Annotated in this window: 1 protein-coding gene; it reads right to left on the reverse strand. The window is 37.5% G+C overall.

All coding sequences use genetic code 11. The features are described 5' to 3' along the window. Window positions 1–1,250 (reverse strand): ISL3 family transposase (locus QM877_RS10160; RefSeq protein ID WP_414318324.1); only part of this gene is annotated, 1,250 nt, incomplete at its 3' end. Window positions 1,251–1,321: the final 71 nt, after the last annotated feature.

A 1,321-nucleotide genomic window follows, 5' to 3' on the forward strand; every position in this document is an offset into this window, starting at 1 on the left:
CTGGAGAGGACCAACATGGTTCTCTCCTTTTTGATGTTCAAAGCAATGAGGATTCTAGTTTTAAAGTTTTCAAAGTTCCGGAAGCCAAAAGCATTGCGCTTGATGACCTTAATGAGGTTATTAGTAGCCTCCAGTTTCGCGTTTGAGTAGGGCAGTTCCAGTGCGTTCATGATTTTGTCCTTGTCTTTCAAAAAGGTCTTAAAAACAGTTTGAAAAATAGGATTTACACAAGAAATCGTTTCTTCAATCAGTTCAAAGAAATTGTCTGTTTGTTTCTCTTGGAAATGAAACAGTAATAGTTGATAGAGTTCATAGTGCTTTCTAAGTTCTTGAGAGTATGCAAGGAGCTTTTCGAGAATCTCATTATTGGTCAAGTGTGAGCGAAAAGTAGGACGATAAAAACGTCTATCACTAAGTTTACGGCTATCCTGTTGAATGAGTTTCCAGTAACGTTTTAATGCTTTATATTCGTGCGATTTACGATCAAAACGATTCATGATTTGGATACGAAGACGATTCATAGCTCGACTGAGATGTTGGACAATGTGAAAGCGGTCGAGAACGATTTTAGCATTAGGAAAAAGTTTTCTGGCAATATCGTAATAGGGACTAAACATATCCATTGTAATGACTTTCACGCGACTTCTCACCTGACTAGAATAACGAAGAAAATGATTGCGAATAGTCGCTTGAGTTCGTCCATCCAGAATAGTTACGATCTTTCTGGAATCAAAATCCTGTGCAATGAAACTCATCTTACCTTTCTTGAAGCTGTATTCATCCCAAGACATGTGAGTTGGAAGGAAAGATAAATCTGTCTTGAATTTGAATTCTTTCAATTTACGAATGACTGTCGAAGTAGAGACAGATAGACTTTCTGCGATAGCCGTCATAGGGACTTTCTCGATTAATTTTTGAGTGATTTTCTGGTTGACGATGGTCGCGATTTGGTGATTCTTTTTGACTAAGGAAGTCTCTGCGACAGCTATTTTCCCGCAGACTTTACAACGGAAACGGCGTTTTCTCAATCGAATGAGTGTCTTATAGCCTGCACACTCTAGATAGGGGATTTTAGATTCTTTCTGGAAGTCATATTTAGTCATTTGCCCTAGGCAGTGATGACACTTAGGAGCAGGATAATCTAGCTTAGCGATGACTTCTTTATGAGTTCCAGCATCAAGATAATCCAAGATTTTGATGTTCTTGTCTTTAATTCCGAGTAAGTTTGTGATAAAATTTAATTGTTCCATAAGATTCTTTCTAATGATGGTTTGGTCGCTTTTCATTATAGGTCTTATGGGACTTTTTTTCTACAACAAAA

The sequence above is a fragment of the Streptococcus infantis genome (assembly GCF_047463655.1).
GTDB classification, from domain to species: domain Bacteria; phylum Bacillota; class Bacilli; order Lactobacillales; family Streptococcaceae; genus Streptococcus; species Streptococcus infantis_Z.